Origin of the sequence: Georgenia sp. EYE_87 (assembly GCF_023148685.1) — a bacterium.
Taxonomy (GTDB): domain Bacteria; phylum Actinomycetota; class Actinomycetes; order Actinomycetales; family Actinomycetaceae; genus Georgenia.
This window is the reverse complement of record NZ_JAHXNL010000004.1, coordinates 10,594-36,957: the sequence shown is the minus strand read 5'-3', so window position 1 is coordinate 36,957 and position 26,364 is coordinate 10,594. Positions and strand designations below refer to the sequence as shown.

Genomic DNA, 26,364 nt, shown 5'->3' with positions numbered 1-26,364 from the left:
CGGTACCGCCCGGGTAGAACCCCCGTATGACGTTCTACGCCGACCTGCCCTCCCGCCGCGCGCGCCAGGTGGCCGGCGACGTCCTCGTGGCCGCCTGGTTGGTGGGGTGCGCGGTGCTGGGCCGGTCCGTCCACGCGTTCCTCGCGGCGGGCGCGGCCCCGCTGCGCCGCGTCGCCGAGGTGGGCGGCGCCATCGAGGACGGCATGGGCGACGCCGGACGCGGCGCCGGCGAGCTTCCCCTCCTGGGCGAGCGACTCCGGCAGCCGTTCGACGACGTCGCGGCCTCGGGGGCCCGCCTGCAGGAGGCCGGGGTGGACGGCGCGGCCCTGGTCGAGACCCTCGCGGTCCTGGTCGCCGTCCTCCTCGCGCTCCTGCTCGCCGGGGTGGTCCTCCTCCCGTGGCTGGCCCTGCGCGTGCGGTACGCGGTGAGGGCCGGCGCCGTACGGCGCCTGGGGGCGGGGCCCGGCGGGGCCGACCTCCTCGCGCTGCGTGCGCTCGCGTCGCGTCCGCCCGACGTCCTCGCGGCCGTCGGGCCGGCACCCGCCGCGGCCTGGCGGGCCGGAGACCCCGTGACCACCGCGAGGCTGGCGGCGGTCGAGCTCGGTCACTGGGGGCTGGCACCGTTCCCCGCCGGCGACGGCCGCGACGACGCGTGAGAGCCGCCCGGATGCCGCCGTCGTCCGCCCGAACTAGCCTCGGCAGATCCCGGAGCCCGCGGCGAGGAGGAGGAGACCTTGTACGACCACGACCTGTTCGTCCAGACCCTCTCCGACTTCGTCCGGGCCCTGATCCGGCCCTACGACGTCGACGCGGTGCTCGAGGCGCTGGCCGTGCGCGTCAAGGAGGTGCTGCACCTGACCGCCGCGGGTGTCTCGCTGGCCGAGGACGGCAAGGTCCGCGCGGCAACGGTCGTCCCTCCGCACCTCACCCTGCTCGAGAAGTTCCAGGAGGAGCACCAGGTGGGCCCGTCCGTCGACGCCGTGCGCAGCAGCGCGGCCGTCGTCGTCTCGGGTCCGGCAGAGCTGGAGGAGCGGTGGCCGGCCCTCGCCGTCGTCGCCCGGGAGTCCGGCACGTTCGCCGTCGCCGCCCTGCCCCTGGCGCTGGCGGGCAACACGTACGGCGCGCTGTCCATGTACGCCGGGCAGCGCGAGTGGCCGGAGCAGGACCTGGCCGCCGCGGCGCTGCTCGGGGACATGGCCACGGCCTACCTGATCAACGCCTCGTCGCACCACCAGCAGCAGGAGCTCAACGACCAGCTCACCCAGGCCCTGGAGTCCAGGATCGTCATCGAGCAGGCCAAGGGCGTCGTCGCCGAGTCCCGCGGCGAGTCGGTGGAGAGCGCCTTCGAGCGGATCCGCTCCCACGCGCGCAGCCACAGCGTCAAGGTCCGGGACGTCTCCGAGGCGATCGTCCGGATGGGCCTGCGGCTCTAACGGACCGGTTGCCACCTTTTTGGCGGACGAGTTACGGTTTCGTAACAGCCCGCCCCAGAACATCCGGCGGGACCTGCCGCTCCGGACCCTGGCGGCGAGTGCTTGCACCTGTGCGAGCACCGACTACTGGAGCGAACAATGTCGTACGCCGATGTGATCGAGATTCCGAAGAACGACGACAGGTCGACGCCGGACCTGCCCATGCTGGAGACCGTCCGGGAGATCGTCCAGGCGCAGCAGCGCGAGGGCGAGCTGTTCCTCCGCGTCAGCCACGGACCGGCGGACGTCCGCAGCGGCAGCCGCCATCAGGAGAGCGGATATCCCCTGCCCGGGCTCGCGTGCTGGCCGCTGCGCCCCGAGCCGTGGTGGCCGGCCGGCGACAACGTCTGGGTGGCCCGTCAGCTCGTCAGCCACTCCTACCTGCTCTCCGAGCGTTCGCGTGCCTGGCTGCTGGCGGGGCCCGTCGTCGGCCGCGGCGCGGACGGGGAGCCGCTCGTCGCGCCCGCCCGTCCGGTCGGCCTGGTCGGCCAGGGCGCTCTCCTCGAGGCCGAGAGCGTCTACGCCGCCTGGCGCTGCCGCGACGTGCGCTGAGGCCGGGCGTGGCGGGAGCGGCGGCCGCCGTCTGAGAGGATGGCGCCGCCAGCCCGCCCTGCCCAGGAAGTGACATGCCTCGTCTCGAACCCGCCGACATCGCCCCCGACTTCACCCTCCCCACCGCCGACGGCGGCGAGGTCTCGCTCTCCGCGCTGCGGGCCGACGCGGAGAAGGGCGTGGTCGTCTACTTCTACCCGGCGGCGGGGACGCCCGGGTGCACCAAGGAGGCGTGCGACTTCCGCGACTCCCTGGCCTCCCTCCAGGGGGCCGGGTACGCCGTCGTCGGCGTCTCTCCCGACGGCGTCGGGAAGCTGGCCCGGTTCGCCGAGGCCGAGGGACTGACCTTCCCGCTCGCCTCCGACGCCGAGCACCGGGTGCTCGAGGCCTACGGTGCCTGGGGCGAGAAGAAGAACTACGGGAAGACGTACGTCGGCGTCATCCGGTCGACCGTGGTGGTCCGCAAGGACGGGACGGTCGAGCTCGCCCAGTACAACGTGAGGGCCACCGGCCACGTGGCGCGGCTGCGCACCCTGCTCGGGGTCGCCTGACCGGCCCGATAGGCTGGCCCGCGAGCGCGAGTGGCGTAACTGGCAGCCGCGCCAGGTTTAGGTCCTGGTGCCTTCGGGCGTAGGGGTTCGAGTCCCCTCTCGCGCACTCGACTCGCAGTCGCTGCTCGCTCGTCCCGTGACTCAGGTGCCCTTGGCCGGCTCGTGACCGACCCCGACGACCGCCACGACGGGCGCCTCGTGCAGCACCCCGCGGCTGACCGAGCCGAGGCGGACGTTCGCGAGGCCGCCACGCGTCCGGCTCCCCACGACCAGCAGGCTCGCGCCGGCCGCCGCCTCCGCCAGGGCCTCGACGGGGTGGCGACGCACGATCCGCACGTCGACCGGCACATCGGGATAGCGCTCGGACCACTCGTCCGCGACCCGCTGCACCTCGGTCGCGCGGTTCTCGGCGACACCGTCGAGCAGCACGTCGATGCGGGGATCCTGGAGCTCGGGCCGCAGCTGGGCGCGGGCACCCGCGTGAACGACGCGCAGCCCGACACCACGCTGCTGGGCCTCCGCGAAGGCGAAGCGCATGACCTCCGGCGCGATGTGGTCCGGGTCCACCCCGACGACGACTGGCCCGTCCGGGACAGCCGCCAGGTCACGCACCGTCACCACGGGACTGTGCGCGTGAGCGGCCACCTTCTGCGAGACGGACCCGAGGACACGGCCCGCGATGCGGCCCAGCCCCCGCGCCCCGACGACGACCAACGCAGCACGCTCGGACGCCTGGACCAGCGCCGAGGCCGGGTCTGCCCGGAGCACCTCCGACGTCACCGCCAGCTCGGGGTGCGCCGCCCGCAGGTGGTCGACCCCGGCACGCGTGATCCGTCTCCCGGCGTCCAGCAGCTCCTTGGGCGGCATGACGTCGTAGTAGGACGGGCCCGTGTACATCGGGACGGCGTAGAGGAGGTGGAGCCCGGTGCCCCGGCGCCCCGCCTCCGCCGCGGCCCAGTCCACGACCCGCAGATCCTTCTCCGACCCGTCGACGCCGGCCACGACCGCGCCGTCCGGGAAGCGCTCCTCGTCCGACATGGCTACCTCCTCGGAAATTTGACACCCCATGGTGCACACGCACGCGGGCGTCCCGGGGGTGTTCGGGCGCCCACATCGGCCCGGGCCGCGACGTCTCCGACGACGAAGCCGGAAACGCTCCAGCCCGGGCCGCCCGGCCAGCCTTGTCGCGCCGGGCCGCCGGGCGCGATAGAAACAGAGGGTGAGCGACATAGCGAGCGGTGACCTCGGCCCCTGGCTCTCCCCCGAGGACCTGGACCAGGTGCGCCGAAAGGTGCCCATCCTCTACATCGACGCCCTGCCGGCGCGCCTGGACGGCCACGGCGAGGTCGAGTCGGTCGGCCTGCTGCTGCGGGCGACGTCGGAGGGGACGATCTCCCGGGCGCTCGTCTCCGGGCGGGTGCTCTTCCACGAGACCATCCGGGAGGCCCTCGCGCGGCACCTGGACAAGGACCTCGGACCGATGGCGCTGCCTCGGCTGCCGCAGTCGCTGGTGCCCTACGCCGTCGGCGAGTACTTCCCCACCCCGGGCGGCCCGTTCCACGACCCACGCCAGCACGCCGTCTCGCTCGCGTACGTCGTCCCCGTGGTCGGCGACTGCCAGCCCGCCAACGACACCCTCGAGCTGACCTGGCTGACCCCGGCGGAGGCCGTCACGCCCGAGATCCTCAACGACATGATCGAGGGGCATGCGATCCTGCTCAAGCAGGCGCTCGCCCACCTGGGGAGGTTGCGCTGATGGACACCGCACCGGAACCGATCGTCCCCGGGGCGACGAACCCGCTCAGGTGGTTCGGCCTCGACCTCGCCTGCGTGGTCGTGTTCACGATCGTCGGCATGGTCATGCACGGATCCCCCGCCGGCGAGTTCGTGCTGACCGCGTGGCCGTTCGTCCTCGGCCTGGCCATCGCCTGGGCGCTGCCGGGCGTGCGCTCGCTGCCGCTGATCCTCTGGCCCACCGGCGTCATCGTGTGGGCGGTGACCACCGTGGTCGGCCTGGGCCTGCGGGCGGTCACCGGCGGCGGGGTGTCCGGGGCCTTCCCGTTCGTGACCGCCGGGGTGCTGGCGGTGCTGATCCTGGGCTGGCGCGGCGTCCTGGAGATCAAGGAGCGCCGCCACGAGCGGCAGGCGCGTTACCTGTGACCGGCGCTGACTCCCCCGGCCCGCGCTCGGCGGCCCGCCGGCGGAAGCCGGCGGGCCGCCGTCGTCCGCCGCGGCGCGCTGACCGGGGCGCCGCGACGGTGCGCCGCTCGTGCGTCAGGCCCGGACGTCCACCACCACCCGGCCCTCGATGCGGCCCTCCTCCATCTCCGTGAGGATGTCGTTGATCTCTGCCAGCGGCCGCACCGTGTAGGTGGGAGCGATCTTGCCGCGCGCGAAGAAGTCGAGCGCCTCGCTCATGTCCTTGCGCGTCCCGACGATGGAGCCGCGGACCGTGAGCCCGAGGAGCACCGTGGTGAAGATGTCCAGCGGGAACTGCTCGGGCGGGAGCCCCACGAGGGCGACCGTGCCACCGCGCCGGAGGGCGCCGACGGCCTGCGGGAAGGCGTGCGCGTTGACCGCGGTGACCAGCGCGCCGTGCACGCCTCCGGTGCGCTCCTTGATCGCCGCGGCGGGGTCCTCGGCGGTGCGGGCGTTGACCGTGACCTCCGCGCCGTGGCGGCGGGCCAGCTCGAGCTTGGCGTCGTCGACGTCCACCGCGGCGACCCGCAGGCCCATCGCGACGGCGTACTGGACCGCGATGTGCCCGAGCCCTCCGATGCCGGAGATCAGCACCCACTCGCCGGGCCTGGTGTCCGTCATCTTCAGGCCCTTGTACACGGTGACGCCGGCGCACAGGATCGGGGCGGCCGCGGCGAGGTCGACGCCGTCGGGGACGACCGGGCAGTAGCGCGAGTCCACGAGCATGTACTCGCCGAACGAGCCGTCGACGGAGTACCCGCTGTTCTGCTGCGACTCGCACAGCGTCTCCCAGCCGGTCTCGCAGTACTCGCACTCGCCGCAGGCGCTGGCGAGCCAGGCGTTGCCGACGCGGTCGCCGACCCGCACGCGGGTCACGGCGGAGCCGACGGCGACGACGGTCCCGGCGCCCTCGTGGCCGGGGACGAACGGCGGCGACGGCTTGACCGGCCAGTCGCCGTGCGCGGCGTGCAGGTCGGTGTGGCACACACCGGTGTACTCGACCTTCACGAGGGCCTGGAAGGGGCCGGGCTCGGGGACGGCACGGGTCTCGATCGTCAGCGGTGCGCCGAGCTCCTCGACGACGGCGGCCCGCATGGTGGTGGCGACGTCGGCCGCGGGGGTGGGCGGCAGGGTCTGGGTCATGGTTCACCTTCTCGCTCCGGCGGCGACGGGTCGCGTCGGCCGCGGGTGACGGGCACCGTCCTCGGTGCCCGTCTCCCAGTCCACCAGCCGGCCCGGCGGTCTCCGAGGGACCGTCGTCCCGTGCGGCGGCTCAGCCCCAGCTGGCGCCCCGGCGCAGCGCGGCGGCGATGTGCGGCGCGAGCGCCCGGAACGCCTGGCCGCGGTGGCTGATGGCGTTCTTCTCCTCCGGCGTCAGCTCCGCCGCGGAGCGGCTCTCCCCCGCCGGCCGGAGGATGGGGTCGTAGCCGAACCCGCCGTCTCCGCGGGGGGCGGTCAGCAGGACGCCGGGCATCCGGCCGTCCTCGACCACCTCGAGACCCGACGGGGTGACCAGGGCCGCCGCGCAGGCGAAGTGGGCCCCACGGTGCTCCTCGGGGACCTCGGCCAGCTGGGCGAGCAGCAGCTCGAGGTTAGCGCGGTCGTCGCCGTGCCGGCCGGCCCACCGGGCCGAGAAGACCCCGGGGGCGCCGCCGAGCACGTCCACGCACAGGCCGGAGTCGTCGGCGACGGCGGGCAGGCCCGTCGCCGCGGCGAGGGCGCGGGCCTTGAGGAGCGCGTTCTCCGCGAAGGTGACGCCGTCCTCGACCGGCGGCTCCGCGCCCACGTCGCCCGCCCCGACGACGTCGCCCGGGCGGAGGCCCGGCAGCAGCGGAGCCAGGATCTCGCGCAGCTCCCGGACCTTGTGCCGGTTGTGCGTCGCGAGGACGAGCCGCGCACCGCCGTCCGTCTGGCCCGCGGGTGCGCCGCGCCTCACGGGCGGCGCTCCAGCGGCCGGGCGAGCGCCTCGACCTGGAGGTCGCGCAGCCGGGCGGTGCCGGCGACGGCGAGGTCGAGCATCGCGTCGAGCTCGGCACGCTTGAACGGCACCCCCTCGGCGGTCCCCTGCACCTCGACGAAGTCGCCCGAGCCGGTGACGACGACGTTCATGTCCGTCTCCGCGCGCACGTCCTCGACGTAGGGCAGGTCGAGGACGGGACGCCCCTCGATGATGCCGACGGACACGGCCGCCACGGAGTCGGTGAGGACGGGCTTGTTGCGGGAGGGCCGGATGTGACCGGCCTCGGTGCCCCAGGCGACGGCGTCGGCGAGGGCCACGTAGGCGCCGGTGATGGCCGCGGTCCGGGTCCCGCCGTCGGCCTGGAGGACGTCGCAGTCCAGGACGATGGTGTTCTCCCCGAGCGCGGCCACGTCGATGATCGCCCGCAGGGACCGGCCGACGAGCCGGGAGATCTCGTGCGTGCGGCCCCCGACGCGGCCCTTGACCGACTCGCGCTGGCTGCGAGTGTTCGTGGCGCGGGGCAGCATCGCGTACTCGGCTGTGACCCAGCCCTCGCCGGAGCCCTGGCGCCAGCGCGGCACGCCCTCGGTGAACGACGCCGCGCACAGCACGCGGGTGCGGCCGAACTCCACGAGCACGCTGCCCTCGGCGGCGTCGAGCCAGCCGCGGGTGATGCGGACCTCGCGCAGCTCGTCGGGGCGGCGACCGTCGGCGCGCAGGGACGTGGACAGGTCCGGAGAAGTCATGACCTCGAGATTACCGTCCGGCGGGGCACGGCCTGGCCCGCGGCCCGTGGCGTGCACCACGGGGCGCGGGCGCGGGAGGTCCGGTCAGCCCGTGTTCTGCAGGCCGGCCGCGACACCCTTGAGGGTGAGCAGCAGCAGCCGCTGCTGGTCGGCGACGTCCCGCTCGTCGAGCTCGCGGGAGCTGTCGCGCAGGGTGCGCAACGCCCGGAGCTGGAGCAGGGACAGCGCGTCGACGTAAGGGTTGCGCAACTGCACGGCGCGGCCGAGCACCCGGTGGCCCTCGAGCAGGCGACCGTGGCCGGTGACGTCGAGCACCCACCGGGTCGTGAGGTCCAGCTCCTCGACCACCATCTCCGCGAGGTCGGGCCGGTCGCCGAGGTCGAGGTAGCGCACGGCGATCCGCCGGTCGGTCTTCGCCAGGGACATCTCGACGTTGTCGATCATCGCCGCGAACAGGGGCCACTCGCCGTAGGCGCGGCGGAGGAGCTCGAGGTCGCCGACCGCGTCCAGCGCGGACCCGAGCCCGAACCAGCCCGTGAGGTTGATCCGCGCCTGCGTCCACGCGAAGTTCCACGGGATGGCCCGCAGGTCCTCCAGCGACTCCACGCTGAGCCCGCGCCGGGCGGGCCGCGAGCCGATGGCGAGCAGGCCGATCTCCTCCTGCGGGGTGACCTCCGCGAACCACGGGGCGAAGCCGTCGGCCCTGATCAGGCCGAAGAAGCGCTCCCGGGAGACGGCGTCGAGCCGGGCGGCGAGGTCGGCGTACCGCTCGGCGGCCTGGGCGTTGCGGCGCTCGGTCGAGGGCGCCGACGCCATGAGGGTGGCCGCGGCCACCTGCTCGATGTGGCGCACCGCGATCGCCGGGTTGCCGTACCGGGCGGAGATGACCTCGCCCTGCTCGGTGACCTTGAAGCGCAGGTCCACCGAGTGCGGCGGCTGGGCGAGGATGGCGCGGTTGGCGGGGCCGCCGCCGCGGCCGAGCGCCCCGCCGCGGCCGTGGAACTGGGTCAGGACGATGTCGTTCTCCCGGGCCCAGGCGGCAATGCGGGCCTGGGCCTCGTACAGGGCGAGGGTCGCCGAGACGGGGCCGACGTCCTTGGCCGAGTCGGAGTAGCCGAGCATGACCTCCAGGCGCCGGCCGGTCTGCTCCAGCCGGCGCTGCACGGGCGCCAGGCGGATCATCTGGTCGAGGATGCGGGGCGCCGCCTGCAGGTCGTCGAAGGTCTCGAACAGGGGGATGACGTCGAGCACCGGGGCGGCGTCCGCGGACCCGAGCGCGCGCTCGGCGAGGGAGTAGACGTCCGCGACGTTCTGCGCGGACTGGGTGAAGGAGATGATGTAGCGGCGGCACGCGTCGACGCCGTGGCGCTTCTGCACCGAGGCGATCGCGCGGAACGTCTCGAGCACCTCCTCCGGCGGCACGGCCGGGGCCGGCACGGAGGCCGGGTCGTCCAGCCACGCGAGCGTCTGCAGGTGGACCTTGGAGTGCTGACGGACCTCCATCTCGGACAGGTGGAAGCCGAAGGTCTCCACCAGCCAGATCAGGTCCTGCAGGTCGCCGTACGCGGCGCGGGCGGCGCCGGCCGCCACGAGCGACTCCTGCACCACGGCGAGATCGGCCCGCAGTGCGGCGGCGTCCGGGTAGGCGAGGTCGGCGTTGCGCCGGCGGGTGGCCACGATGCGCTCGGTGACGAACAGGAGCACGCGCCGGTGGCTCTCCCCCGGAGAGTGCGCGGCGATCTGGTCGGTGAGCTCCTGGTTGAGCATGCGCTGACGGCCCCAGAGCGCGGTCAGGGCGGCGCTGGGGGCCGCGAACCGGTCGTCGAGCGTGAGGGCCAGGCCGACGCGGCGGGCGGCCGCCTCCAGCGCCGTGAGGATGCGCTCCGCGGACTGCGCCGCCGCCTGGCGGGTGACGGAGGCCGTGACGTTCGGGTTGCCGTCGCGGTCCCCGCCGATCCAGGTGCCCAGGCGCACGAATGCCGGCGCCTTCGGCGCGCGCAGCCCCCGCTCCTCGCCCTGCATCCAATCGTCGAGGCGGCGGTAGGAGGCGACGAAGACGTCGACGAGCGAGGAGTCGAAGACCGCCAGGGAGGTGCGGACCTCGTCCAGGGGCGAGGGGTTGGAGGGGCGCAGCTGGGCGGTGCGCCACATGCTGTCGACCTCCTCGAGCAGCTCGCGCCGGTTCTCCTCCAGCGCCCCCGGTCCCAGCCGGGGGTCGTCCCGCTGGTCGAGCAGGATCCCGAGGCGCCGCACCGACGCCGCGACCGCGTTGCGCCGCGCCTCCGTGGGGTGCGCCGTGAGGACCGGGTGGAACTCGAGCCCGGACAGCCGCCGCTCGGCCTCCTCCTGACCGACCTCCTCGGCCAGGTGCGTGAACGCCGCGGCCACGGAGTCGGAGGCGCGCTGCTCCGCCAGCGGCACCTCCCCGTCGCGGGACCGCAGCATGCGGACGCGCTGCTGCTCCTCGGCGAGGTTCGTGAGGTGGAAGTAGCAGGTGAAGGCCCGGGCCACCTCCTCGGCACGCTCCGCCGAGAAGGAGTCCACGAGCTCTTCGGCCCGGCTCAGCGCGTCGTTGCCCGGGTCCTCGAGCGCGGCGATGGCGAGCTCGCGCAGCGCCTCGACGTCCTCGAACAGGCCCGCGCTGCCGTACTCGCGGAGCACCTGGCCCAGCAGGCCGCCGAGCAGCCGCACGTCCTGGCGCATCGCGTCCGGGATCTCGTGCTTGGCGGCGCCGCGGGAGTGCCGGTCGACGGGCAGGGGGTCACGTCGGGGAGCGTCGCTCATGCCGACCAGGCTACCGACGACGGCGCAGCTCTCGTCCGCGGGGCGTCTGCGGTGAGACGCCCCGGACGCGGCCGGGACGGGCGGCTCAGAGCACCCAGCGGGTGCCCGGCGCGGCCACGTCGACCGGACCGCGGAACGCCTCGTGGGCCTCGTCGCGGACCACCTCGGGGTCCGTCCAGGGCTGGAGGTGGGTCAGCACGAGGCGGCGGACGTTCGCGGAGGCGGCGAGCTGGCCCGCCCGCCGGCCCGTCAGGTGCACGCCGCGCACCGTGTCGCGCCCCTCCTGGAACGCGGCCTCGCTGAGCAGCAGGTCCACGTCCGCGGCGAGGTGGAGCAGCTGGTCGCACAGGTCGGTGTCGCCCGTGTAGGCCAGGGTCACGCGCTGCGGGCCGCCCGGCCGCGAGCTCGGCCCCGTGACGCGGAGGCCGTAGGCGGGCACCGGGTGGTTGACGGGGAAGGACTCGACCGTGAGCGGCCCCACCCGCACCGGGGCGCCGGGGCGGTGCTCGGCGAAGGTGAACTCCCCGGCGTAGGTCTCGCTCTCGTCGTCACCGCCGACGCCGCGCACGCGGTCGAGGGCGCCGGCCGGGGCCAGCACGGGCAGCGGGGCGAGACCGCCGACGGGGTGCCAGCGGCGGTAGACCTGCATGCCGATCATGTCGACCATGTGGTCGGCGTGGAGGTGGGACAGCGCGAGGAGGTCGACCTCGGCGGGGTCGACGTGGTTGAGCAGGGCACCCATGGCGCCGGAGCCGAGGTCCATGAGGAGGGACCAGGTGCGGGGCCGGCCGGAGTCGTCGGTCCCGTCGGCCTGGACGAGGTAGCACGAGGCGGCCGACGCCGGCCCCGACATGGACCCCGAGCAGCCGATGACGGTCAGCCTCATCGGGTACCCGCCAGCTCGTCGGCCGCGTGGACCTCGGTGACCTCGGGCCCGAGGAAGCGGCGGGCCAGCCGGGCGAACGACCCCGGCTCACCGGTGGCGAGGAAGCGGTGCGGGGGCGGCGGCGTCGTCGGGTCGCGCAGCAGGTCGTGGGCCACGAGGGTGCGGTACACGTCCTTGGCGGTCTCCTCGGCGGAGGAGACCAGCGTGACGCCCTCGCCCATGACGTAGGAGATGACGCCGGTCAGGAGCGGGTAGTGCGTGCAGCCCAGCACGAGGGTGTCGACCCCGGCGGCCCTCACCGGCGCGAGGTACTCCTTGGCGGCGGCGAGCACCTCGGGGCCGGACGTCACGCCCCGCTCCACGAACTCGACGAACCGGGGGGCCGCGGCCATCGTCAGCTGCAGCTGCGGGGCGGCGGCGAACGCGTCTCGGTAGGCGCCCGAGTCGATCGTCGCGCGGGTGCCGATGACGCCCACCCGGCCGGTGCGCGTGGCGGCCACCGCGCGCCGCACGGCCGGCTGGATGACCTCGACCACGGGCACGCCGGCGTCGATCGAGTAGCGCTCGCGGGCGTCGCGCAGCACGGCCGCGGAGGCGGAGTTGCAGGCGATGACGAGCATCTTGACGCCCGAGACCACCAGGCGGTCCATGACCTCGAGCGCCAGCGCGCGCACCTGCGCGATGGGCTTGGGCCCGTACGGGGTGTTGGCCGTGTCGCCCAGGTACAGGACGGACTCCCCCGGCAGCTGGTCGATCACCGCGCGTGCCACGGTCAGACCGCCCACGCCCGAGTCGAAGATGCCGATGGGTGCGTCGTCCACGGTTTTGGAGCCTAACGGCCGCGCCTTGTCCGGGACATAGCCTCCAGCAGTGACTCCTGCCACCACGTCAGCGCGGCGTACATCGTGGCGAGGGCGTCGGTGACCTCGTCGCGCTCGTCCTCCGCCGCCCCCTCCCCGTGCGCCCGGTCGTACACCGCCTCCGCGTCTGCCTCGTCGGAGATCCCGAGCCGGCTCGCGAGGACGAGCCGGACGTCGGTGAGGGCGGCGAGCCACCTGCCCTCCTGGCCGGCGTGGACCACGACGGCGTCGGGCCGGACGGCCGGTTCGGCCAGCTCGCGCCAGACCGCCTCGAGCCGGGAGACCTTCCCGGCCCGCAGGGAGCCCTCCGTCAGCGCGCGGAGCTCGGCCGAGAGGGCCGGGTCGTCGTGGCTCATCGGCGGCAGCAGGCGCGCCAGGGCAGGGTCCGACGGCGCGTCCGGGGCGCGGTCGGACGCCGGCTCGAAGTCGAGGGCCGCGAGCACGGCGTCGTCGCCGGCGGCGTGGCGCGGCGAGGGGTCCTCGCCGGCGGTGTGGCGCGGCGCGGGGGCCTCGCCGGTGGCGTGGCACGGCGAGGGGTCCTCGCCGGCGGTGTGGCGCGGCGAGGGGTCCTCGCCGGCGGTGTGGCGCGGCGCGGGGGTCTCGCCCGCGCCTTCGAACCGCGTCCCGAGCAGTTCGGCGGTGTCGCGGACGAGGCGGGCGATGATCGTGCGCTCGACGTCGTCCAGGCGGGAGGCGTACCCGCCGGGGACGGGCAGGAAGGCGTGCAAGCTACTCACCCTCCTGCTCGAGGGTCGCCCACAGCCCGAACCCGTGCATGGCCTGCACGTCGACCTCCATCTGCTCGCGGTGCCCGGTGGAGACGACGGCGCGCCCACGGGTGTGGACCTGCATCATGAGCCGGCTCGCGGTCGGCTCGTCGTAGCCGAAGTACGACTGGAACACATAGGTGACGTAGCTCATGAGGTTCACCGGGTCGTCCCACACCACGGTGCGCCAGACGCGGTCGGGCACCACCTGGCTCTCCTGGGCCGTCGACTCCTGCTCGGCGGGGGCGGCGGCCAGGTGGGTGACACTCACCTCTCCAGACTACGAGGTGGCCGGGGCTCCGCTCGCCGCCCGTCGGCCAGCCGGGGCGACGCGAGGGCCCGGCCGCTAACGTGACCCCATGCGGACCCTGGGCAGCACGGCACTGCTGACGGACATGTACGAGCTCACCATGATCGAGGGCGCCGTGCGTTCCGGCGCCGCCGGCCGGCGCAGCGTCTTCGAGGTCTTCACCCGGCGGCTGCCCGCCGGGCGCCGTTACGGCGTGGTGGCCGGCACCGCACGCGTCCTGGACGCCGTGCGGGCCTTCCGGTTCGGGCCCGAGGAGATCGACTACCTCGCCGAGGCCGGGATCGTCGGGCAGGAGACGCTCGACCTCCTGCGCGACTACCGCTTCCGCGGCACCGTCCGGGGCTACGCGGAGGGTGAGTGCTTCTTCCCCGGCTCGCCGATCATGACGGTCGAGGGCACCTTCGCGGACGCCGTCGTCCTCGAGACCGTCATCCTCTCCATCCTCAACCACGACAGCGCCGTCGCCGCCGCCGCCTCGCGCATGACGATGGCCGCCCACGGCCGGCCCTGCCTCGAGATGGGCGCCCGCCGAACCCACGAGGGAGCCGCCGTGGCCGCGGCCCGGGCGGCCGTCGTCGGCGGGTTCGTGGGCACGTCCGTCCTCGAGGCCGGACGCTCCTACGGGATCCGGGCCATCGGCACCGCGGCCCACTCCTTCACCCTCGTCCACGACGACGAGGAGGCCGCGTTCGCCGCGCAGGTCGCCACGATGGGCCCCGGCACGACGCTGCTGGTCGACACGTACGACGTCACGCGGGGCGTGGAGCGCGCAGTCGCGGCGGCGCGGGCGGCGGGGGGCGAGCTCGGCGCCGTGCGCCTCGACTCGGGCGACCTGGTGGCCCAGGCATTCACCGTGCGCAAGCAGCTGGACGAGCTCGGCGCGACGACGACGAGGATCACCGTGACCTCCGACCTTGACGAGTACGCCATCGCCGCCCTCAACGCAGCCCCGGTGGACTCCTACGGCGTGGGGACCAAGCTCGTGACGGGCTCCGGGCACCCGACGGCGGAGCTGGTCTACAAGCTCGTGGCCCGCGAGGGTGCGGACGGCCGGATGCACGAGGTGGCCAAGGCCTCGAAGTCCAAGGCCTCGGTGGGCGGGCTGAAGGTGGCCGGCCGCGTGCTGGACGACGACGGCCGCGCCGCCGAGGAGCTCGTCGTCTCCTGCGAGAGGTTCGAGGACGGGCTGGCCGAGCTCGAGCGGGCCGGGGCGCGGCCGCTGCAGGTGGAGCTGGTCCGGGAGGGCGAGACCGTCGCCGAGCACTGCGACGACGGCACGCTCGCCGCAGCCGCCCAGCGGCACCTCGCCTCCCGCGCCGAGCTGCCCTACGCGGGGTGGCGCCTCAGCGAGGGCGAGCCCGCGATCCCGACCCGGCACGTGGACATCTTCCCCGCGGACGACCGCGACCCCGCCGCGATCATCTGACGTCGGCCGGAGCACGGCCCACCGTCGTGGCGCCCCGTCGACGCCCCCAACACGTCGGCGCCCGCACACACGTTGACGCCCGTAGACATCGACCCCGTAGACACGGAGAGGCCGCCCCGAGCGGGGCGGCCTCATCGTGCTGACCGGCGGGCAGCGCCGCCGGCAGGTGGGTCAGACCCTGTTCCTGCCCCGCGACACGAAGGACATGATCAGCGAGATCACGAGCACGGCGATGCCGATCCAGAGGAGAACCTGCGCGGCCTCGACGGCCACGCCCAGGATGAGCATGACGACGCCGACGATGATGAGGATGAGCCAGATGTTCACGGCACGCCCTTTCTACTTGAGGGGCAGGACCGGAAGTCCCGCCTGCACGATGCGACAAGCGTCCCAGCACTCGGGACTGACCGCATCCTGAAACGATTCTGACGCGATTTCAGCCGCGTCCGACGAACCACTCGCGCAGCATCGCGATGCGCGCCTCGATCTCCTCCGTGCGCGCCAGGGCGACCTCCGGGCCCCCGCAGCGGCTGCGCAGCTCCGTGTGCACGACGCCGTGCGGCTTGCCGGACCGCCGCGACCAGGCCGAGACCAGGGTCGACAGCTCCTTGCGGGCCGCCTGGCGACGACGGTGGTCGTCCACCCCGGCGTTCGTGCGCCGGGCGGCGTCCGCCGTGGCCTGGCGCTTCTGCGTCCTGACCTGCTCCGCCTGGCGGGCCCGCAGGAGCGAGGTGACCTGCTCGGGCTCGAGCAGGCCGGGGATGCCGAGGAACTCCTGCTCCTCGACCGACCCGACCTCCGCGCCGGTGCCGAACTCGCCGCCGTCGAAGAGGACCTTGTCGAAGGTGGCCTGGGCCTCGAGGGCCTCGAACCCCGGGAGCAGGCCGTCGCTGGCCTGCTCGGTCTTGTTGGCCGCCGCGACGAGGGCGTCCTCCGGGTTGAAGAAGGCGCCCTTCTCCTCCGCGGTGAGCACCCGGTCCAGCGCGTGGTCGCGCTCGATCTCCAGCTCGTTCGCCAGCCCCAGCAGGTGCTGCACGGAGGGCAGGAACACGGAGGCGGTCTCGCCGCGGCGCCGGGCGCGCACGAAGCGTCCCACGGCCTGGGCGAAGAACAGCGGGGTCGAGGTGGCCGTGGCGTACACGCCGACCGCGAGCCGGGGCACGTCGACACCCTCGGACACCATGCGCACGGCGACCATCCAGCGCTGGTCGCCGGCGGCGAAGTCCTCGATGCGCTGGTTGGCGCCGTCGTCGTCGGACAGGACGGTCACGGCCTTCTCACCGGTGATGCTGTGGAGCGTCCTGGCGTAGGCGCGGGCCGCCGTCTGGTCGGTCGCGATGACGAGGCCGCCGGCGTCGGGGACGCTGCGCCGTACCTCGGTCAGCCGCTGGTCGGCGGCCTGCAGGACCGCCGGGATCCACTCGCCCTTCGGGTCGAGCGCCGTGCGCCAGGCCTGGGCGGTCATGTCCTTGGTGAGCGGCTCGCCGAGGGTGGCCGAGACCTCGTCCCCGGCCTTGGTGCGCCAACGCATCTGCCCCGAGTAGCTCAGGAAGATGACCGGGCGCACCACGCCGTCGCGCAGCGCGTCGCCGTAGTTGTAGGAGTAGTCGGCCTTCGAGCGCCGGATCCCGTCCTTGTCCCGCGCGTACTCGACGAAGGGGATGGCGGCGGTGTCGGAGCGGAACGGCGTCCCCGTCAGCGCCAGCCGCCGCCGCGCGGGCTCGAAGGCCTCGCGCACGGCGTCACCCCAGCTCAGCGCGTCGCCGCCGTGGTGGACCTCGTCGAGGATCACGAGCGTCGGCTCGGCCGAGGTGCGCGCCCGGTGCAGCGCCGCGTTCGCCGCGACCTGCGCGTACGTCAGGGCCACGCCGTCGAAGCTCGCCCCGTGCCGGCCCTGGGCGTTCTTGAAGTTGGGGTCGAGCTGCACGCCCACGCGGGCGGCGGCATCGGCCCACTGCGTCTTGAGGTGCTCCGTGGGGCACACCACCGTGATACGCCGGACGGTCCCGGAGGCGAGCAGCTCGGTCGCGATGCGCAGGGCGAAGGTGGTCTTTCCGGCGCCCGGCGTGGCGACGGCGAGGAAGTCCTGCGGCTGCCTCTCCAGGTAGAGCTGGAGCGCCTCCGCCTGCCACGCGCGCAGGCGCGACGCGGTCCCCCAGGCTGCGCGCGCCGGGTAGGCGGGCGACAGCTGCTCGGCCGCGGCCGTGGAGACGGCGGCGGGTCCGGCTGGGTGGGTCGGCGTCGACCTGCGCAGGTGCGGGGCGGTCACTCCCCGCTTCCCGAGGCGCCGCCCTTGCGGCCGAACGGCCAGCCGCGGCCCTTGCCGGAACCGGAGTCGGCGCCGTCGCTCATGCCCTCGTAGATGGCCTTGCAGGTGGGGCACACGGGGTACTTCCGCGGGTCGCGCCCGGGGGTCCACACCTTCCCGCACAGCGCGATGACGGGCTGGCCGGAGACGGCGGAGGCGGTGATCTTGTCCTTGCGCACGTAGTGCGCGTACCGCTCGTCGTCCCCGGGCGAGACCTGCTCGCGGAGCTCCTCGCGCTCGAGGACCCCGGTGCCGCCGGCCGGGGAGGACGGCGCTGCGGGCTGCTGCGGGCCGGACGGTGAGGAGGGGGTCGTCGAGCTCATGCGGACAGTCTAAGCACGCGGCCGTGGTGGGGACGGGGCGTGCGCGCCGTCACAGCCCCTGCCACGCGGGCTTGTTGGCGAACACCTCGCGGTAGTAGTCCCCGAGCTGGAGCCGGGACGCCGCGGCCGCATCGAGGAGGACCGTGGCGCGCGGGTGGTGCTGCATGACCGTGGCGGGCCACATGGCGCTGACGGGGCCCTCGACGAGGTGGTGGACGGCCTCGGCCTTCCCGGCGCCGGTGGCGACCAGGACGAGGTGGCGCGCCGACATGATGGTGGCCAGCCCCTGGGTGAGGCAGTGGTGCGGCACCGCGTCCACGTCGCCGTCGAAGAACCGGGCGTTGTCCCGGCGCGTTTGGGAGGTCAGGGTCTTGATGCGGGTGCGGGACGCGAGGGACGAGCCCGGCTCGTTGAACGCGATGTGGCCGTCGCTGCCGATCCCGAGGATCTGCAGGTCCACGCCGCCCGCGCCGGCGATAGCGGCCTCGTACTGCGCGCACGCCGCGGGGATGTCCTCGGCGTTGCCGTCGGGCCCCTGCACGGCGCCCGGGGCGAAGTCGACGCGGCCCGCGATCTCCCGCTCGATGACGTTGCGGTAGCGCTCGGGGTGGTCGTCCGGGAGGCCGACGTACTCGTCGAGCATGAAGGCCCGGGACCGCGCGAACGAGATGCGGCCGGCCTCGTGCCGGCGCACGAGCTCGTCGTAGATGGCCAGCGGGCTGGACCCGGTCGCGAGGCCGAGCACGGTCTCGGGCCGTTCCCTGAGCAGCCGCTCGATCTCGTCGGCGACGAGCGTGGCGATGGCCTCCGCGTCCGGCTGGATGACGACCTGCACGGGCTACCCCATTCCCCTCGAGCGGTACCGGACGGTCTCCGGCACCGCCACCCTACCGCCCGGCCGACGAGACATCAGACGTCTCCGGCGCCCGTGGGTCGTCAGGTCGGCCGGTCGCACGGCGTCAGGACATGCAGGAGCGGGCAGGACCGTCCTCGGTCCTGCCCGCTCCCGGCGCGTCTCAGCGCAGGGTCACTTGGCGACGGCCTTCTTCAGAGCCGAGCCGGCGGAGATCTTGACGCCGTAGCCGGCGGGGATCTGGATCTCCTCGCCGGTGCGGGGGTTGCGGCCCGTGCGGGCGGCGCGCTCGACGCGCTCGACGCTCAGCAGGCCGGTGACCTTGACGGCCTCGCCCTTGCCGAGCGAGTCCACGAGGACCTCCTGCAGCGCGGACAGCGCGGCGTCGGCCTGGGTCTTGGTCAGCGAGGAACGCTCGGCGACGGCGGCGACGAGCTCGGTGCGGTTGACGGACATGAAATCCCTCTCATCGTTCGGGTTCGGGCACCCGTTGCTGGTGCCGCTGCGCCGACACTACGCACACGTCGGCGCCGTTGTCGCATCTAACGCGCCGTTTTTCCGCGTGTCTTCGCGGTTCCCGGGGTGCCGGAGGCGGCTGCGCCCGTCACTGCAGTCACATCCGTCACACCGGCTGCCGGGGCGGGAACCGTCCGGCCACGGCAGGATGGGACGCACGCGAACACGTCAGGAGGACGGTATGGAGGAGCGCACGCTGGGCGGGTCGGGACGTGAGGTCTCGGTGGTCGGCCTGGGCACGTGGCAGCTGGGGACCGAGTGGGGCGAGATCGACGAGGAGCAGGCCCGCGGCGTGCTGGCGGCGGCGGTCGACTCCGGCGTGACGTTCCTGGACACCGCCGACGTCTACGGCGACGGGCGCAGCGAACGCCTGATCGGGGCGTTCCTCCGCGAGAACCCGGGCGTCGAGCTCACGGTCGCCACCAAGATGGGCAGGCGCGCGGAGCAGGTGCCGGAGTCCTACAACCTGGCCGCGTTCCGCGGGTGGACCGACCGGTCGCGCACCAACCTGGGCGTCGACCGCCTCGACCTGGTGCAGCTGCACTGCCCGCCCTCCGAGGTCCTGACCTCGCCGGCGGTGTTCGAGGCGCTCGAGACGCTGGTCGCCGAGGAGCGGATCGCCGCGTACGGCGTCAGCGTGGAGACGTCCGACCAGGCGCTCGCGGCCATCGACGCGCTCCACCCCGTCAGCGTCCAGATCATCCTCAACGCCTTCCGCCGCAAGCCCCTCGAGGAGGTGCTCCCCCGCGCCGTCGAGGAGGGCGTCGGCATCATCGCCCGCGTCCCGCTCGCCTCGGGCCTGCTCTCGGGGCGGTACACGGCCGGGACGACGTTCGCGGAGACGGACCACCGCACCTACAACCGCAACGGCGAGCAGTTCGACATCGGCGAGACCTTCTCCGGCGTCGACTTCGCCACCGGGGTGGCGGCCGCCCAGGAGTTCTCCCGCCTCGTCGCCGAGCTGGGCCCCGAGGGCGCCACGCCGGCCCAGGTGGCCCTGCGCTGGGTGATCCAGCAGGAGGGCGTCACGACCGTCATCCCGGGGGCCCGCAGCGCCGAGCAGGCGCGCGCCAACGCGGCGGCCGCCGACCTCGAGCCGCTGTCCGAGGAGCTGCTCGAGGCTGTCGCCGCGCTCTACGACGAGCGGATCCGCGCCGAGGTGCACCACCGCTGGTAGGCGGCGGGCGGCTCAACGCGCGCCGGCGACCGCCTCGGCGAACCATCCCGTGATCGTGGTGGGGTGGGTGATCGCGGTGCCGACGCAGACGGCGAAGGCCCCGCGGCCGAGCGCCTCGGCGGCCTGCGCCGGGCTGTGCACGCGGCCCTCGACCATGACGGGCAGGCGGCAGGCGGTGACCATCTCGTCCACCAGGTCGTAGTCCGGCCCGTCGGTGCGGGGCCGCTCGCCGCTGTACCCGGCCAGGGTGGTGCCCAGGATGTCGACGCCGGCCCGTTCGGCCTCCAGCGCGTCCGCGAGGGACCCGCAGTCGGCCATCACGAGGACGTCGGAGCGCTCGCGGAGCGCGCCGACCGTCTCGGCGAGGGTGCGCCCGTCGGGGCGCGGCCGCCGGGTGCCGTCGAGCGCGACGATCTGCGCGCCGGCCTCGGCCACCGCCACGGCGTGGTCCAGGGTGGGGGTGATGTAGACCCCGTCGTCGCCGTCCTTCCACAGCCCGATGACGGGCACGTCGACGGCGGCGACGACCTGGCGGACGTCCTCGACGCCCTGGGCGCGCACGGCGGCGGCCCCACCCTCGACGACGGCGGCCGCGACCTGGGCCATGGTGCGCGGGTCGCGCATCGGCTCGCCCGGGTAGGCCTGGCAGGAGACGACCAGCCGGCCGCGCAGGGACTCGATCAGGGGGTTCACGGGTTTCCTTCCTCTCCCGGCGCGCCGGCCGGGGACGTTCTCGGCAGCAGGTCCCAGGCGCCGCGGGCCGCTCCGACCACGGCGGCCGACCCGCCGAGGGCGGCCGGCAGCACCGGCAGCCCGGCCAGCGGGGCGATGAGCTCGCCGCGCAGGGTCGATTCCATCGCCTCCCACCACAGTCGTCCGGCGCCGGCCATGCCGCCGCCGACCACGACGGCGGCGGGGTCGAGCACCGTGACGACGGCCGCGGTGGCCCGGCCCACGGCGGCGGCCGACTCGCGCACCGCGCGGACGGCCGTCTCCTCGCCGGCGTCGGCCCGGGCGACGACGTCGCGGGTGTCCGGGCTGGCGGCGTCCCCGCCCAGGGCGAGGTAGTGGCGATGCAGCGCGGGTCCGGCGCCGAGCGCCTCGAGGTGCCCGGGCCGCCCGCACGTGCACCGCAGGCCCTCGGCCCCCGGGGTGGGCAGGTGCCCGATCTCCCCGGCCACGTGGTGGGCGCCGCGCAGGGGCCGGCCGTCCAGGACGACGGCGCCCCCCACGCCGGTCCCGACGGCGACCATGAGGACGCTCGGCAGGCCCGCGGCCGCGCCGCGCCAGGCCTCCCCGGCGGCGTGGGCGTCGACGTCGTTCTCGACGTGGACGCCGCCGAGCGCCAGGTCGGCGAGCCGGTCCCGCAGCCCGCCCGCGACGTCCGTGCCGGTCCAGCCGGCGATCGCGTCGGTGGCGGAGACGATCGTGCCGGTAAACACGTCGACGACGCCGGCGGTGCCGACCCCGAGGCCGAGCACCGGTCCGCCCGCGCCGGCGGCGACCTCGCGGACGAGGCCGGCCACGGCGTCGAGGATCGGGCCGGGGCCGGCCCGGGCGGGGGTCGGCACCGTGCGGAGGGGCCCGACGGCGCCGTCGCGGGACACCGCGGCGGCGGCCGTCTTCGTGCCGCCCAGGTCGACGCCGATCACCACGGCGTCGTCGAGCGGGGGCGTGCCGGTCATCCGGCTCACCGCGCGGAGAGGGACGCCTCCGGCGCCGCGAGGAGCCCCGCCGCCCGGGTGATCTCCTCGATGCGCCCGGCGACCGCGCCGTCCAGGGCGCGCACCGGGAACGCCATGGTGGCGGTGTCGATGAGGCCCTGACGCTGCATCGCGACCTTGAAGGCGCCCACGCCGGCGGCGTCGCCGGAGCGGCCCGCCGCCTGGAAGACGATCTCGAAGAGCCCGGCGAGGCGGTCCTGCTCGGCGCGGGCGCCGGCCCAGTCGCCGGCCTCGGCGCGGTCCCACAGGCGGGCGTAGCCGGCGGCGTCGACGTTCGCCAGGCCGGGAACCACGCCGTCGGCGCCGAGGAGCAGCATGCCGTCGACGACCACCTCGTGGCCCGTGAAGAGGGTCAGCGGCGAGCCCGCCGCCGCGTTCGCCGCGACGAGCCGGCGGAAGCCGACGTCGTCGCCCGAGGAGTCCTTCACGCCGGCGAGGACGCCCTCGATGCCCAGCCGCACGAGCAGGTCGGCGCCGAGCTTGACCTTCACCCGCACCGGGATGTCGTAGGCGAACACCGGCACCTCGGAGGCGGCCGCGACGGCGCGGAAGTGGTCCTCGATCTCGGCGGCGTCGTTGATCGCGTAGACGGGGGCGGTGGCGACGACGGCGTCCACGCCAGCCGCGACCGACCGGCGCACCTGCTCGACCACGCGGGCCGAGGTCAGGTCGATGGCGCCAGCGAGGACGGGGACGCGGCCGGCGACGGTCCCGACGACCGTGCGTACCACCAGGTCGCGCTGGTCGTCGGTGAGGTAGGCGACCTCGCCGGTCGAGCCCAGGACGAACACGCCGTGCACGCCCGAGGCGAGCAGGTGCTCGGTGACGCGCTCGAGGGAGGGCACGTCGACGTCGCCCTCGGCGGTGAACGGGGTGACGACGGGCGGGACGATGCCACGCAGGCGGGCGACGGTCACGATGACTCCATTTCTCGGTGAGCCGGACGGCTCGGACAGGGTCGGGGCGCCGCGGTCAGCGGGCCGGGTGGAGCAGCGAGGGCGCGGCCCCCATGAGCGTGCGGGTGTAGGGGTCCTGCGCCTGCTCGAAGATCTGCGCCGGGGTCCCCTCCTCGACGATGCGTCCGGCGTTCATCACGACGATCCGGTCGGAGATGTAGCGCACGGTCTGGATGTCGTGGGAGATGAACACCATGGACAGGCCGAGCTGGTTCTTGAGGTCCATGAGCAGGTTGAGGATCTGCGCGCGCACGGAGACGTCGAGCGCGGAGGTGGGCTCGTCGGCCACGATGATCTCCGGGGCGAGCGCAAGGGCGCGGGCGATGGCCACGCGCTGGCGCTGGCCGCCGGAGAGCTGGCTCGGCCGGGCGTCCAGCGCCGAGGTCGGCAGGCCCACCATCGCCACGAGGTCCTTCACGCGCGCCGCACGCTGGGCGGGCGTCCCCACGCGGTGGACGTCGAGCGGGTCGCGCAGGGTGTCGCGGACCAGCATGCGGGCGTTCAGCGCGGTCGCCGGGTCCTGGAAGACGACCGAGACGACCCGGCCGAACCGCTTCCGGTCCGCGGCGGTCCGCCGGGTGGCCGGCTCGCCCCGGAAGAACACCTGGCCGGAGGTGGGCTCCTCGAGGCCGGTGAGCACGCGGGCGGTGGTGGACTTCCCGCACCCGGACTCCCCGACGATGCCGAGCGTCTCGCCGCGGCGGACCTCGAACGAGACACCGTCGACGGCGCGGACCCGCTGTGCGGAGAACATCCCGCCGAGTCGGCTCTTGTAGACCACGTGCACGTCGCGGACCGCGACGATCGGGACGTCGCCGTCCCGGGGACGGGGCGGGGCAGCCTGCGTGGCGGTCATCGGACACCTCCGGGGACGACGAGCTCGGGGTCGCTGGCGTGGGCGGCGTAGCGGTGGTCGCGCCCGGGGAGCTCCCGCATCACGGGCCGCTCGTCCAGGCCGACGTCGGGCCGCGAGGACCGCGGCGCGAACCGGTCGCCCGCGGGGAACTCGCGCGGCGAGGGCACCGTCCCGGCCACCTGGTGGAGGCGGTCGGCGCCGGACTCGATCGAGAGCACCGAGCCGAGGAGGCCGCGCGTGTACTCGTGCCGAGGGTTCGTCAGCAGCTCGCTCGTCGGCGCCTGCTCGACCACCTGGCCGGCGTACATGACCGTGACCCGGTGAGCCACCTTGGCCACGAGCGCCAGGTCGTGGCTGACGAACACCATCGCGAAGCCCAGCTTCTCGCGCAGGTCGTTGAGGAGGTCGATCACCTGCTTCTGCACCGTGACGTCCAGCGCGGTGGTCGGTTCGTCGGCGATGACCAGCTTCGGGTCGCGGGTCAGGGCCATGGCGATGAGGACGCGCTGGCGCTGGCCGCCGGAGAGCTCGTGCGGGTAGCTCTTGAGCGTGCGGGCCGGGTCGAGTCCCACCAGCTCGAGGAGCTCCTCGGCGGTCCGCGTCCCGCCCCGGCGGGTCAGCTGCTTCATCTGCGCGGAGATCAGCATCGAGGGGTTCAGCGAGGACAGCGCGTCCTGGTAGATCATCGCCAGGTCCCGCCCGCGCAGCCCGGCGCGCTGCCGCGGCGAGAGGTCGAGCAGGTTCGTGCCGCGGTAGCGGATCTGGCCGCCGATCTCGGCGCTGCGGTCGAGCAGCCCCATGATCGCGAGCGAGGTGATCGACTTGCCGCAGCCGGACTCCCCCACGAGCGCCATGGTCTCGCCCGGGCGGACCGAGAAGGACACGTGGTCGACGACGTCCACGTCGCCGTGGCGCTCGGGGAAGCGGATGCACAGGTCCTCCACCTCGAGCAGCGGCTCCGCGTCGCCGGTGTACTGGAGGCGGTCCGTGCGGGCGGCCTCCACGGCGCGCAGCTCCGCGAGCCGCTCCTCGAGCGGCACCTCGGCCGTGGCGGCCTCGACCGCGGGCTCCCCGGCGACGGCGACCTCTTCGCCGGCGGCGGCCGCGAGGGCGGCCTCGGCGGGGGTCTCCACGATCTTCTTGCCCCTGGGGGCGACCATCGCGTCGGTCATGCCCTCGGAGAGGATGTTCAGGCACAGCACGGTCAGCATGATGGCCAGGCCGGGGAAGAACGTCGCCCACCAGTAGCCGGCCATGACCAGGTCGCGCCCGGCGGCGATGACGTTGCCCCACGACGGCTCCGGGTCGGGCACGCCGGCCTGGATGAAGGACAGCGACGCCTCGAAGACGATCGCGTCGGCCACCAGGACGGTCGCGAAGACCATCACGGGGGCGATGCAGTTGCGGGCGACGTGCTTGACGAGGACCCAGGAGGTGCGCGCGCCCATCACCTTCGAGGCGGCGACGTAGTCCTCCCCGTACTGGTCCAGCACGTTCGCGCGGACCACCCGGGTCAGCTGAGGGACGTACAGGAACGCGATGGTGAGAACCAGGACGGGCAGCGAGCGGCCGAAGACCGTGACGAAGACGGCGGCCAGCGCGATGCCGGGGAAGGACATGACGACGTCCAGCACCCGCATGAGCGTCTCGGAGACCCACTTCTTGGCCGTCGCCGCGACGGAGCCGAGGACGGCGGCGACGGCGAGGGCGATCGCCGTCGCCCCGAGCCCGATGACGAGGGAGTAGCGGGCGCCGTAGGCGACGCGGGAGAAGATGTCGCGGCCCTGGCGGTCGGTGCCGAACCAGTGCTCGCCGCTGGGCGGCTGCACCGGCGCGCCGGAGGCCAGCGGTCCGTGGGCGGTGACCAGCGGCGCGAGGACCGCCACGAGCGCCACGAGGACGACGAAGGCCAGCGCCACCTTCGAGCCGGCGGGGAGGGCCCGCAGGCGCAGGCCCGGGGCGGAGAGACGTTCGGTGAGCTTGCGTCGCATGTCAGACCGTCCTGATGCGGGGGTTGACCAGCACGTACAGCAGGTCGACCACGATGTTGATGACGACGAAGGCCATGGCCACCGTGAGCGTCACGCCCTGGACGAGGTTGGGCTCGTTGTTGGTCACGCCGTTGAGGATGAGGGTGCCCATGCCCGGGAGGGCGAAGATGATCTCGATGACGACGGCGCCGCCCATGAGGTAGCCGACCCGCAGGCCCAGGACCGTGATCGGCGTGATCAGCGCGTTGCGCAGCACGTTGCGTCCCACGACGACCGACCGCGGGATGCCGGCGCCGAGCGCGGTGCGCACGTAGTCCTTGTCGAGCTCCTCGACGACCGCGGTGCGGATCACGCGGGTGAGCTGACCGACGACCGGCACGCCGAGCGCGAAGGCGGGCAGGGCCATGCGGGCGAGGTAGGCGCCCGGGTCCTCGGAGAACGCGGGCAGCGGGCCGGAGGCCGGCAGCAGCCCGAGCCCGAGCGTGAAGGCCTGGATGAGGAGCACTGCGAGCCAGAAGGACGGCGTGGCGAGGGAGCCGACGGAAATGATGCGGATCGCCTTGTCCGGCCACCGGTCGCGGTAGAGCGCGGCCAGGATGCCGAGGACGAGAGCGCCGACGACGGCGATGATCAGGCCGAGGAAGGTCAGCTGAAGGGTGATCGGGAACGCCCGCGCCACCTCGTCGACCACCGGGGTCTGGCGGGCGCTGAACGTTCCGAGGTCGAGCTGGACGAGCCCGACGAGGAAGTTCCAGTAGCGCAGCAGCAGAGGGTCGTCGAGGCCGTTCGCGGCCCGGAAGGCCTCACGCGCCTCGACGGAGGCACCCTCGCCTAGGGCGTTGATGGCGGGGTCGATCCTCGAGAAGGACATCACCACGAAGACCAGCAGGCTGATCCCCAGGATCATGACGGGCAGCTGGAGCAGGCGTCGGCCGGTCAGCCGCAGGAGTGCGCTCACGCTCGGACTCCGTTGTTCGGGACGGCACGGGCCGCCGTCTGGGGCGACGGCCTGCAGGGCCGCCGTCGGGGCGTGCGGCACGCGGCCGCAGGGTGGGGTGCGGCACGCGGCCGCGGGGTGGTGGGGGGGGGGCCCCCCGGGGGCCCCCCCCCCCCACAAACGCCCGGGCGCCGACCCCCCACGAGCACC

At 74.3% G+C, this 26,364-nt stretch carries 28 protein-coding genes and 1 tRNA gene; 9 read left to right on the top strand and 20 right to left on the bottom strand.

What is annotated here, in order from left to right:
• The first annotated feature begins 26 nt into the window (after nucleotides 1–26).
• From KZX45_RS08155 to KZX45_RS08135, 5 genes are all read left to right on the top strand, one after another.
• Nucleotides 27–656 (top strand): hypothetical protein, encoded by a 630-nt coding sequence (locus KZX45_RS08155; protein ID WP_248257233.1) that lies wholly within the window; start codon nucleotides 27–29, stop codon nucleotides 654–656.
• Between the two features lie 78 nt (nucleotides 657–734).
• The gene (locus KZX45_RS08150; RefSeq protein WP_248257232.1) at nucleotides 735–1,433 is read left to right on the top strand and encodes a GAF and ANTAR domain-containing protein; all 699 of its coding nucleotides are present in this window, start codon (nucleotides 735–737) and stop codon (nucleotides 1,431–1,433) included.
• Nucleotides 1,434–1,571: 138 nt separating this feature from the next.
• Nucleotides 1,572–2,024, top strand: a complete 453-nt coding sequence (locus KZX45_RS08145; RefSeq protein WP_248257231.1) for a DUF6098 family protein — start codon at nucleotides 1,572–1,574, stop codon at nucleotides 2,022–2,024.
• 74 nt (nucleotides 2,025–2,098) lie between these two features.
• Nucleotides 2,099–2,575: a peroxiredoxin gene (locus KZX45_RS08140; RefSeq protein WP_248257230.1), complete on the top strand. Its 477-nt coding sequence runs from the start codon at nucleotides 2,099–2,101 to the stop codon at nucleotides 2,573–2,575.
• 24 nt (nucleotides 2,576–2,599) lie between these two features.
• Nucleotides 2,600–2,681: transfer RNA gene (locus KZX45_RS08135), tRNA-Leu, on the top strand.
• A gap of 35 nt (nucleotides 2,682–2,716) precedes the next feature.
• Here KZX45_RS08135 and KZX45_RS08130 read toward each other — a convergent pair.
• On the bottom strand, nucleotides 2,717–3,613 hold the full coding sequence (locus tag KZX45_RS08130) for a universal stress protein (RefSeq protein WP_248257229.1): 897 nt from the start codon (nucleotides 3,611–3,613) through the stop codon (nucleotides 2,717–2,719).
• 181 nt (nucleotides 3,614–3,794) lie between these two features.
• Between KZX45_RS08130 and KZX45_RS08125 the strand changes: the two genes are divergently transcribed.
• Both KZX45_RS08125 and KZX45_RS08120 read left to right on the top strand, forming a co-directional pair.
• The gene (locus KZX45_RS08125) at nucleotides 3,795–4,331 is read left to right on the top strand and encodes an NUDIX hydrolase family protein (RefSeq protein WP_248257228.1); all 537 of its coding nucleotides are present in this window, start codon (nucleotides 3,795–3,797) and stop codon (nucleotides 4,329–4,331) included.
• Nucleotides 4,331–4,735 (top strand): DUF3054 domain-containing protein, encoded by a 405-nt coding sequence (locus KZX45_RS08120; protein ID WP_248257227.1) that lies wholly within the window; start codon nucleotides 4,331–4,333, stop codon nucleotides 4,733–4,735. The genes KZX45_RS08125 and KZX45_RS08120 overlap by 1 nt, the downstream gene beginning before the upstream one ends.
• Nucleotides 4,736–4,849: 114 nt before the next feature.
• On the opposite strand, the gene adhP is transcribed toward KZX45_RS08120, so the two are convergent.
• From adhP to clpS, 8 genes are all read right to left on the bottom strand, one after another.
• Nucleotides 4,850–5,917: an alcohol dehydrogenase AdhP gene (gene adhP / locus KZX45_RS08115; RefSeq protein WP_248257226.1), complete on the bottom strand. Its 1,068-nt coding sequence runs from the start codon at nucleotides 5,915–5,917 to the stop codon at nucleotides 4,850–4,852.
• 130 nt (nucleotides 5,918–6,047) lie between these two features.
• The gene (gene rdgB / locus KZX45_RS08110) at nucleotides 6,048–6,710 is read right to left on the bottom strand and encodes an RdgB/HAM1 family non-canonical purine NTP pyrophosphatase (protein WP_248257225.1); all 663 of its coding nucleotides are present in this window, start codon (nucleotides 6,708–6,710) and stop codon (nucleotides 6,048–6,050) included.
• A complete protein-coding gene (gene rph, locus KZX45_RS08105; RefSeq protein ID WP_282453446.1) occupies nucleotides 6,707–7,480 on the bottom strand; it encodes a ribonuclease PH in 774 nt (257 codons plus the stop codon). The genes rdgB and rph overlap by 4 nt, the downstream gene beginning before the upstream one ends.
• 84 nt (nucleotides 7,481–7,564) lie before the next feature.
• Nucleotides 7,565–10,264 carry a phosphoenolpyruvate carboxylase gene (locus tag KZX45_RS08100; protein ID WP_248257224.1) on the bottom strand — a complete coding sequence of 900 codons (2,700 nt, stop codon included), beginning with the start codon at nucleotides 10,262–10,264 and terminating at the stop codon, nucleotides 7,565–7,567.
• A gap of 85 nt (nucleotides 10,265–10,349) precedes the next feature.
• Entirely contained in the window at nucleotides 10,350–11,150 is an 801-nt protein-coding gene (locus tag KZX45_RS08095) for an MBL fold metallo-hydrolase (protein ID WP_248257223.1), read from the bottom strand.
• Nucleotides 11,147–11,971, bottom strand: a complete 825-nt coding sequence (gene murI, locus KZX45_RS08090) for a glutamate racemase (protein ID WP_248257222.1) — start codon at nucleotides 11,969–11,971, stop codon at nucleotides 11,147–11,149. Before murI ends, KZX45_RS08095 begins: the two co-directional genes overlap by 4 nt.
• A gap of 11 nt (nucleotides 11,972–11,982) precedes the next feature.
• A complete protein-coding gene (locus KZX45_RS08085; protein WP_248257221.1) occupies nucleotides 11,983–12,747 on the bottom strand; it encodes a DUF2017 family protein in 765 nt (254 codons plus the stop codon).
• Entirely contained in the window at nucleotides 12,740–13,048 is a 309-nt protein-coding gene (gene clpS / locus KZX45_RS08080) for an ATP-dependent Clp protease adapter ClpS (RefSeq protein ID WP_374112572.1), read from the bottom strand. Before clpS ends, KZX45_RS08085 begins: the two co-directional genes overlap by 8 nt.
• An 88-nt stretch (nucleotides 13,049–13,136) precedes the next feature.
• Between clpS and KZX45_RS08075 the strand changes: the two genes are divergently transcribed.
• Nucleotides 13,137–14,513, top strand: coding sequence for a nicotinate phosphoribosyltransferase (locus KZX45_RS08075; RefSeq protein WP_248257220.1), 1,377 nt, complete (start codon nucleotides 13,137–13,139; stop codon nucleotides 14,511–14,513).
• A 171-nt stretch (nucleotides 14,514–14,684) separates the two neighbouring features.
• Here KZX45_RS08075 and KZX45_RS08070 read toward each other — a convergent pair whose 3' ends face one another.
• From KZX45_RS08070 to KZX45_RS08050, 5 genes are all read right to left on the bottom strand, one after another.
• Nucleotides 14,685–14,840, bottom strand: coding sequence for a hypothetical protein (locus KZX45_RS08070; protein WP_248257219.1), 156 nt, complete (start codon nucleotides 14,838–14,840; stop codon nucleotides 14,685–14,687).
• 109 nt (nucleotides 14,841–14,949) lie between these two features.
• Nucleotides 14,950–16,782, bottom strand: a complete 1,833-nt coding sequence (locus KZX45_RS08065; protein ID WP_248257218.1) for a DEAD/DEAH box helicase — start codon at nucleotides 16,780–16,782, stop codon at nucleotides 14,950–14,952.
• Nucleotides 16,779–17,144: a DUF3039 domain-containing protein gene (locus tag KZX45_RS08060; RefSeq protein WP_248257217.1), complete on the bottom strand. Its 366-nt coding sequence runs from the start codon at nucleotides 17,142–17,144 to the stop codon at nucleotides 16,779–16,781. Before KZX45_RS08060 ends, KZX45_RS08065 begins: the two co-directional genes overlap by 4 nt.
• A 49-nt stretch (nucleotides 17,145–17,193) precedes the next feature.
• Nucleotides 17,194–17,979 carry a glucosamine-6-phosphate deaminase gene (nagB, locus tag KZX45_RS08055; RefSeq protein ID WP_248257216.1) on the bottom strand — a complete coding sequence of 262 codons (786 nt, stop codon included), beginning with the start codon at nucleotides 17,977–17,979 and terminating at the stop codon, nucleotides 17,194–17,196.
• A 192-nt stretch (nucleotides 17,980–18,171) separates the two neighbouring features.
• Nucleotides 18,172–18,453 carry an HU family DNA-binding protein gene (locus tag KZX45_RS08050; protein WP_152194886.1) on the bottom strand — a complete coding sequence of 94 codons (282 nt, stop codon included), beginning with the start codon at nucleotides 18,451–18,453 and terminating at the stop codon, nucleotides 18,172–18,174.
• A gap of 241 nt (nucleotides 18,454–18,694) precedes the next feature.
• Between KZX45_RS08050 and KZX45_RS08045 the strand changes: the two genes are divergently transcribed.
• Complete coding sequence (locus KZX45_RS08045) at nucleotides 18,695–19,690, top strand: aldo/keto reductase (RefSeq protein WP_248257215.1); 996 nt, start codon at nucleotides 18,695–18,697, stop codon at nucleotides 19,688–19,690.
• Between the two features lie 12 nt (nucleotides 19,691–19,702).
• Here the strand turns inward: KZX45_RS08045 and KZX45_RS08040 are convergent, their stop codons facing one another.
• The 6 genes from KZX45_RS08040 to KZX45_RS08015 are packed head-to-tail and all read right to left on the bottom strand — an operon-like array spanning nucleotide 19,703 to nucleotide 26,175.
• On the bottom strand, nucleotides 19,703–20,383 hold the full coding sequence (locus KZX45_RS08040; protein ID WP_248257214.1) for an N-acetylmannosamine-6-phosphate 2-epimerase: 681 nt from the start codon (nucleotides 20,381–20,383) through the stop codon (nucleotides 19,703–19,705).
• Nucleotides 20,380–21,375, bottom strand: a complete 996-nt coding sequence (locus KZX45_RS08035; protein WP_248257213.1) for an ROK family protein — start codon at nucleotides 21,373–21,375, stop codon at nucleotides 20,380–20,382. Before KZX45_RS08035 ends, KZX45_RS08040 begins: the two co-directional genes overlap by 4 nt.
• Before the next feature lie 5 nt (nucleotides 21,376–21,380).
• A complete protein-coding gene (locus KZX45_RS08030; protein WP_374112578.1) occupies nucleotides 21,381–22,334 on the bottom strand; it encodes a dihydrodipicolinate synthase family protein in 954 nt (317 codons plus the stop codon).
• 52 nt (nucleotides 22,335–22,386) lie between these two features.
• Nucleotides 22,387–23,226, bottom strand: a complete 840-nt coding sequence (locus KZX45_RS08025) for an ATP-binding cassette domain-containing protein (RefSeq protein WP_248257211.1) — start codon at nucleotides 23,224–23,226, stop codon at nucleotides 22,387–22,389.
• Nucleotides 23,223–25,217 (bottom strand): dipeptide/oligopeptide/nickel ABC transporter permease/ATP-binding protein, encoded by a 1,995-nt coding sequence (locus KZX45_RS08020; protein WP_248257210.1) that lies wholly within the window; start codon nucleotides 25,215–25,217, stop codon nucleotides 23,223–23,225. The genes KZX45_RS08025 and KZX45_RS08020 overlap by 4 nt, the downstream gene beginning before the upstream one ends.
• A 1-nt stretch (nucleotide 25,218) precedes the next feature.
• The gene (locus tag KZX45_RS08015) at nucleotides 25,219–26,175 is read right to left on the bottom strand and encodes an ABC transporter permease (protein ID WP_248257209.1); all 957 of its coding nucleotides are present in this window, start codon (nucleotides 26,173–26,175) and stop codon (nucleotides 25,219–25,221) included.
• Nucleotides 26,176–26,364: the final 189 nt, after the last annotated feature.